A 6796-nucleotide genomic window follows, 5' to 3' on the forward strand; every position below is an offset into this window, starting at 1 on the left:
GTTTTCGGGTGGCGCTGCAATGCGACGAAGGAGCCAGCAACGGCACCCGAAAACCGAGACCAAGGGCGCCGAAAACCCGCCGAAGCGAAGCGAAGGCCAAAAAACACAGCAGTGATCCCCACCCAACCCAGCCACAAACCCACCACCCCAACCCCAAGGCAAGATAACCCCGTGACCTTCAACCCCACCCTCTGGACCCCCGTCCCCGGATTCGAAACCCTCACCGACATCACCTACCACCGCCACCTCACCCAAGGCACAGTCCGAGTAGCCTTCAACCGCCCCGAAGTCCGCAACGCCTTCCGCCCCCACACCGTCGACGAGCTCTACCACGCCCTAGACCACGCCCGAATGACCCCGGACGTCGGCGCGGTCCTCCTGACCGGCAACGGCCCGAGCCCCAAAGACGGCGGCTGGGCCTTCTGCTCCGGCGGCGACCAACGCATCCGCGGCCGCAGCGGCTACCAATACGCCTCGGGCGAAACAGCCGAGACGGTAGACAAGGCCCGCGCAGGCCGACTGCACATTCTCGAGGTGCAACGCCTGATCCGCTTCATGCCCAAGGTGGTCATCGCCCTGGTGAACGGCTGGGCCGCCGGCGGCGGGCACAGCCTGCACGTGGTGTGCGACCTCACCCTGGCCAGCCGCGAGCACGCCCGCTTCAAGCAGACCGACGCCGACGTGGGCAGCTTCGACGCCGGTTACGGCAGCGCGTATCTGGCGAAGATGGTGGGCCAGAAGTTCGCCCGCGAGATCTTCTTCCTGGGCCGCCCCTACACCGCCGAGCAGATGCATCACATGGGCGCGGTGAACGCCGTCGTCGACCACGACCGGCTCGAGGACGAGGCCCTGGAGTGGACCGCCGACATCCTCGGCAAGTCGCCGCAGGCCCAGCGGATGCTCAAGTACGCGTTCAACCTGACCGACGACGGCCTGGTCGGCCAGCAGCTGTTCGCGGGCGAGGCGACCCGGCTGGGCTACATGACCGACGAGGCGGTCGAGGGCCGCGACGCGTTCCTGGAGAAGCGCAAGCCGGACTGGTCGCCCTACCCCTGGTACTTCTGAGGCGAAGTGCCCGGTTCGGGAAGATCACAAGACCTACGCTCGGTGCTGTGGACATTCTCGGCAGCCGCGTCATTTTGCGACCGGCGAACTACGAGCGAACACTGGCGTTCTATCGGGACGGGCTGGGACTGGCGATCGCGCGGGAGTATCCGGGCGGCACCGTGTTCTACGCGGGGCAGTCGCTGGTCGAGGTGGCCGCGCACGGCCGCCGCGACGACGCGCCCACCGGATTCGCGGGCGCCCTGTGGTTGCAGGTGCGCGACGCGGACGAGGCCGCGGCCGCTCTCGCGGAGCACGGGGTCGCCATCGATCGCGATCCCGTGCGGGAGCCGTGGGGACTGATCGAGATGTGGCTCCGCGACCCGGACGACGTGCCGATCGTGGTGGTGGAGGTGCCGCCGGAGCACCCGCTGCGCCGCGATTCCCGCCCACCCTGGCCATCGCGTTAACGGGTCGATAACGCACACTGGAGCGGTGACCGCCGAACTATTGGTTCTGCTCATCGTCGTCGTCACTGCACTGGTCTTCGACTTCACCAACGGATTCCACGACACCGCCAACGCGATGGCCACCTCCATCGCCACCGGTGCGCTGGGTCCGCGGACCGCGGTCCTGCTCTCGGGCGGGCTCAATCTGATCGGTGCGTTCCTCAGTGTGGAGGTGGCGGCCACGGTGGCGGAGGGCATCGTCCGGCTCAACGACGTCGGCGGTCCCGATCTGCTGGAGATCGTGTTCGCGGGCCTGGTCGGCGGCATTCTGTGGAACCTGCTGACCTGGCTGTTCGGTTTGCCGTCGAGTTCCTCGCACGCGCTGTTCGGCGGTCTGATCGGCGCGACGATCGCGGCTCTCGGCTGGAACGGCGTCATCTGGTCGGCGGGCGAGCAGGGCGTGCTCGGCAAGATCGTGCTGCCCGCGGTGCTGGCGCCGGTGGTGGCGGCGCTGGTCGCCTCGATCGGCACCTGGCTGGTCTACCGGATTACCCGCGGCAGCGACGAGCGGTCGGTGACGCGCGGATTTCGGTGGGGCCAGATCGGTTCGGCCTCGCTGGTCTCGCTGGCGCACGGCACCAACGACGCGCAGAAGACGATGGGCATCATCTTCCTGGCGCTGATCGCCTACGGTTCGCGGTCGCCGTCGGACTCGCTGCCGCTGTGGGTCATCGTGGCCTGCGCGGTCGCGATCGCCGCGGGGACTTCGCTGGGCGGCTGGCGCATCATCCGCACGCTGGGCAAGGGCCTGGTCGACATCACCTCTCCGCAGGGGCTGGCCGCCGAATCCACCAGCGCCGCGATCATTCTCACCTCGGCGCACTTCGGCCTGCCGCTGTCGACGACGCAGACCGTCACGGGCGCGATCCTCGGCACCGGCCTGGGACGGCCGGGCGCGGAGGTGCGATGGCCGGTGCTGGGCCGCATGGTGGTGGCGTGGGTACTGACGCTGCCGCTGGCCGGTGTGGCGGGGGCGATCTGCTGGGCGCTGGCGCACGGCGTGGGCGGACTCGCCGGGGTGCTGGTGGTGTTCGCGGTGCTGATCATGCTGGCGATGTTCATGTGGCTGCGGGCGCGGCGAGCGCCGGTGGACGCGGCCAACGTCAACGACGAGTGGCGCGGGCAGGCGCCGCCCGCCGCGCCCGGGTCGCGGGGGCCGGAGCTTCCCACGCCCGCACCGAATGCCGGGCCGCCGTCCGTTCCGGACAGTCAGCGCGACCCGGCGGCGAGCGACGGCACACCGGCACATCGATCGGCGGGGCGGGCCTGATGGACACGGTCGTCTTGATCTCGAAGGAACTGTGGCGAGTGACGCTGACCGCCCTCGTCTTCGGCGCCGGGCTGCCCGCGATCTTCGCCCTGGGCGTCCGATTCCAGTCGCGCGCCGCGGCAAGCGCCGACGGCACGGTGACGCTCTCCCCCACCCGCCGCCGGGCCGCGCTGACCGCGGCCGCGGTGTGCTTCGCGGTGGTGCTGGCGGCGGTCGTGACGGGAGTCCTGTACGTCGCCAAGGGATTTCTCGCAGCACGTCTCGGCATCCATCTGTTCGGGCAGGGATGACCGCGGAAAGGACCCGTCGTGACCAGTGATCCACACGCCACACCGCCGCGCGGCCCCGAGGAGTCGGAGGCCGAGAAGTCGATCCTGCGCAAGGTGCTCGGCTGGCTGAAAGCCGGTTATCCGCAAGGTATTCCGCAGTCGGACTATGTGGCGCTGCTCGCGGTGCTGCACCGCCGCCTCACCGACTACGAGGTGCAGATGATCGTCGAGGAGTTGGTCAGCGAGCGCGCCGGCGACGACGAGATCGCCCGGCACGAGATCGAGGAGGCGATCGCCCGAGTTGCCAAGGAACAGCCGGGCGAGGACGATATCGCTAGAGTGGCCTCCCGGCTGGCAGCCGGTGGATGGCCGCTGGCGACACCGACGTCGGACTGATCCCCTCCCTACCCGAGTGAAGGAAGCGCGGACCCGTTGCCGGGTCGTCGGGCCAGACATGACACGATCGCGAACGTGAGCACCCTGCGGACCCTCCCCATGCCCACCGGAGCCGCGGTGGGTGACGTCCTGCCGCACTTGCGGGAAGCCCTGGCGGGCAACGGTGCGGCCTGGCTGCCGGTGCCGACCGGGGATCGGCGGGAGTCGCACCGGCTGTCGAACGCGCTGCGTCCCGGCGAACCGATCGACGACGACGTGGCGCTGGTGGTGACCACCTCCGGGACCACGGGCGTGCCGAAGGGCGCGATGCTCACCGCCGCCGCCCTGCTCGCGAGCGGCGAGGCCACCCACGAGCGGCTCGGCGGCCCCGGCCAGTGGTTGCTGGCGTTGCCGACCCATCACATCGCGGGCCTGCAGGTGTTGCTGCGCAGTATCCAGGCCGGTACCGAGCCGGTGGCCCTGGACGTCTCGGACGGCTTTCTGCCGGGCGGGCTGGCCAGCGCGGTCGCGGGCATGACCGGCCCGCGTCGCTACACCTCGCTGGTGCCGACGCAGTTGATCAAGGCCCTCGACGACCCTGCCGGGATCGAGGCGCTCACCTCGCTGGACGCGGTGCTGATCGGCGGCGCCCCCACCCCGCGGCCCGTGCTGGACCGCGCTCGCGCGGCGGGCATCAACATCGTCCGTACCTATGGCATGAGCGAGACCTGCGGCGGCTGCGTGTACGAGGGCGTGCCGCTGACGGGCACTCGAGTCCGCATCGAGGACGGCCGGGTGCTGCTCGGCGGCGACATGCTCGCCAAGGGCTACCGCGGACTGCCCGATCATCCGGCCTTCGCCGAACCCGGCTGGTTCCGCACCGAGGACGCCGGGGTCTACGAGAACGGCGTGCTGACGATTCAGGGCCGCCTGGACGAGGCCATCCTGACCGGCGGCCTGCTGGTCATCCCGCAGGTCGTGGAGGCCGTGCTGGCCACGCACCCGGCGGTGAGCGAGGCCGTGGTGCTGGGCCTGCCCGACGAACGGCTGGGCCAGCGCGTCGCGGTCGCGGTGGTGCCGGTCGCCGGAACCGTCCCCACCCTCGACGAACTGCGCGAACACGTCGTCGCGGAGCTCGACACGATCGCCGCGCCCCGCGAACTCGCTCTGCTGGAAGAGATTCCGATGCGCGGCCCCGGCAAGCCCGACCGCAACAAGCTCCGCGACGATCTGCTCGCCGCCTCCCCGCACTGATCTCTCGCGACGCAAGCCGGTCTTGCGCGGGCACGCAACAGCGGTGCAAGGGGCATGCAAGTCCCGGGTTCCACAGTGTGTGTCATGACTTCATACGCACCTGCTGATGCTCTCGCCATCGAGGCGGACGGGCTGGTCAAGGTCTTCGGGGAGCAGCGAGCCGTCGACGGCGTGAGCCTGGCGGTACCGCAGGGCGCCGTGTACGGCGTGCTGGGCCCCAACGGAGCCGGCAAGACCACCACCATCCGCATGCTCGCCACGCTGCTGCGCCCGGACGGAGGCAGCGCCCGGATCTTCGGCCACGACGTGGTGGCCGAACCGACCGCGGTCCGCTCGCTGATCGGCGTCACCGGGCAGTACGCCTCGGTGGACGAAAAGCTCAGCGCCACCGAGAATTTGATCATCTTTTCCCGTCTGCTCGGCCTGAGCCGGGCGGAGGCCAAGCGCAAGTCGGCCGAACTGCTCGAGGAGTTCGGGCTCACCGAGGCCGCGAGCAAGCCCCTGGAGAACTTCTCCGGCGGCATGCGGCGCCGCCTCGACCTGGCCGCCAGCCTGATCGCGACGCCGCCGCTGCTGTTCCTCGACGAGCCGACCACCGGCCTGGATCCGCGCACCCGCGCGCAGATGTGGGAGACCATCCGGCGGCTGGTCCGCGAGGGCGCGACCGTGCTGCTGACCACCCAGTACCTCGACGAGGCCGACCAGCTGGCCGACCGTATCGCGGTCATCGACCACGGCAAGGTCATCGCCGACGGCACCTCCGACGAGCTGAAGGCCTCGGTGGGCACGTCCGCACTGCAGGTCACGCTGGCCGAGCCGGAGCTGATCGAACAGGCCCGCACGCTCATCGGCGACTTCCTGTCGCACGCGGCCGGAAGGCTCGTCGAGGCCAGCATCACCCCCGAGGCGCGGCGCATCACCGCCCCGCTGACCGACCCCGGCATCACCGCCGACCTCCTGATCCAGTTGCGCGACAACGACATCCGGGTCGACGAGATCACCGTCAGCAAGCCGAGCCTGGACGAGGTGTTCTTCGCGATCACCGGGCACGGCGCCGAGGACACCGACACCGACACCGAAAGGAGCGCGGCGTGACTACCACTCTGACCGCACCCACCACAGGCGGGCGCCACGCGGCCCGTGCCGCGATCCCCGAAGTAAGCAACCACATTCCGTTCCGGCAGGCCCTGTCGCACTCCCTCACCATGGCCTACCGCGGCATCCTGAAGATCAAGCACAATCCCGAGCAGCTGTTCGATGTCACGATTCAGCCGATCCTGTTCACGGCGTTGTTCGCGTACATCTTCGGCGGCGCCATCGGCGGCAGCGTGAGCGCCTATCTGCCGGTGCTGATTCCGGGCATTCTGGTGCAGACCGTCGTGCTGACCTCGGTCGTCACCGGAACGCAGCTGCGCGAGGATATGGACAAGGGCGTCTTCGACCGGTTCAAATCCCTTCCGATCGCCCGGGTTTCGGCTCTGGCGGGCGCGCTGATCGCCGACATGGTGCGCTACGGCATCGCCACGGTGCTCACCATCGTGGTCGGCCTGGTCCTGGGTTACCGGCCCGCGGGCGGGGTCGTCGGCGTGGTGGTCGCGGGTCTGATCGTCGTGGTCTGCTCGTTCGCCGTCAGCTGGATCTGGGCGCTGGTCGGCGTCACCGGCAAGAGCGCGGCGTCCGTGCAGGGAATCTCGATGATGATCATGTTCCCGCTGACGTTCATGTCCGGCGCCTTCGCCCTGGTCAGCACCATGCCGGGCTGGATGCAGGGACTGAACAAGGCGAACCCGATCTACTACATGGTCAACGCCTGCCGCGAGTTGATGAACGGCAACGTCTACTCGAGCAACATCCTCTGGTGCCTGGTCGGGTCGGCGGTCGTGATCGCGATCTTCGCCCCGCTCGCCATCCGGGCCTACATGCGCCGGGCGTGAGCCGACTCCTCACCACAATGTCCGGGGGGGGGGGGAGGGGCCCCCCGGCCCGGCAAGAAAGACCACCCCCCCCCCCCCCACAGCGGACGGGCCCCCCACCCCCCCCCCCCCCGCCCCGCGCGGGAGGGAGCCCCCCCCCCC

Annotated in this window: 8 protein-coding genes; all 8 read left to right on the forward strand. The window is 69.8% G+C overall.

What is annotated here, in order from left to right; all coding sequences use genetic code 11:
- Positions 1-171: 171 nt before the first annotated feature.
- Positions 172-1065 carry a 1,4-dihydroxy-2-naphthoyl-CoA synthase gene (locus tag QH470_RS16215; RefSeq protein ID WP_280273199.1) on the forward strand — a complete coding sequence of 298 codons (894 nt, stop codon included), beginning with the start codon at positions 172-174 and terminating at the stop codon, positions 1063-1065.
- Between the two features lie 47 nt (positions 1066-1112).
- The gene (locus QH470_RS16220; RefSeq protein ID WP_280273200.1) at positions 1113-1514 is read left to right on the forward strand and encodes a VOC family protein; all 402 of its coding nucleotides are present in this window, start codon (positions 1113-1115) and stop codon (positions 1512-1514) included.
- Positions 1515-1539: 25 nt separating this feature from the next.
- Positions 1540-2823 carry an inorganic phosphate transporter gene (locus QH470_RS16225; RefSeq protein WP_280273201.1) on the forward strand — a complete coding sequence of 428 codons (1284 nt, stop codon included), beginning with the start codon at positions 1540-1542 and terminating at the stop codon, positions 2821-2823.
- Positions 2823-3113: a hypothetical protein gene (locus QH470_RS16230; protein WP_280273202.1), complete on the forward strand. Its 291-nt coding sequence runs from the start codon at positions 2823-2825 to the stop codon at positions 3111-3113. Before QH470_RS16225 ends, QH470_RS16230 begins: the two co-directional genes overlap by 1 nt.
- Before the next feature lie 18 nt (positions 3114-3131).
- Complete coding sequence (locus QH470_RS16235; protein ID WP_280273203.1) at positions 3132-3488, forward strand: DUF3349 domain-containing protein; 357 nt, start codon at positions 3132-3134, stop codon at positions 3486-3488.
- 75 nt (positions 3489-3563) lie between these two features.
- Complete coding sequence (gene menE / locus QH470_RS16240) at positions 3564-4721, forward strand: o-succinylbenzoate--CoA ligase (RefSeq protein WP_280273204.1); 1158 nt, start codon at positions 3564-3566, stop codon at positions 4719-4721.
- A gap of 84 nt (positions 4722-4805) precedes the next feature.
- Positions 4806-5816, forward strand: coding sequence for an ATP-binding cassette domain-containing protein (locus tag QH470_RS16245; protein ID WP_280273205.1), 1011 nt, complete (start codon positions 4806-4808; stop codon positions 5814-5816).
- Between the two features lie 8 nt (positions 5817-5824).
- Positions 5825-6655 (forward strand): ABC transporter permease, encoded by an 831-nt coding sequence (locus QH470_RS16250; protein ID WP_425302684.1) that lies wholly within the window; start codon positions 5825-5827, stop codon positions 6653-6655.
- Positions 6656-6796 lie beyond the last annotated feature (141 nt).

Origin of the sequence: Nocardia wallacei, assembly GCF_029868745.1 — a bacterium.
GTDB lineage: Bacteria > Actinomycetota > Actinomycetes > Mycobacteriales > Mycobacteriaceae > Nocardia > Nocardia wallacei_B.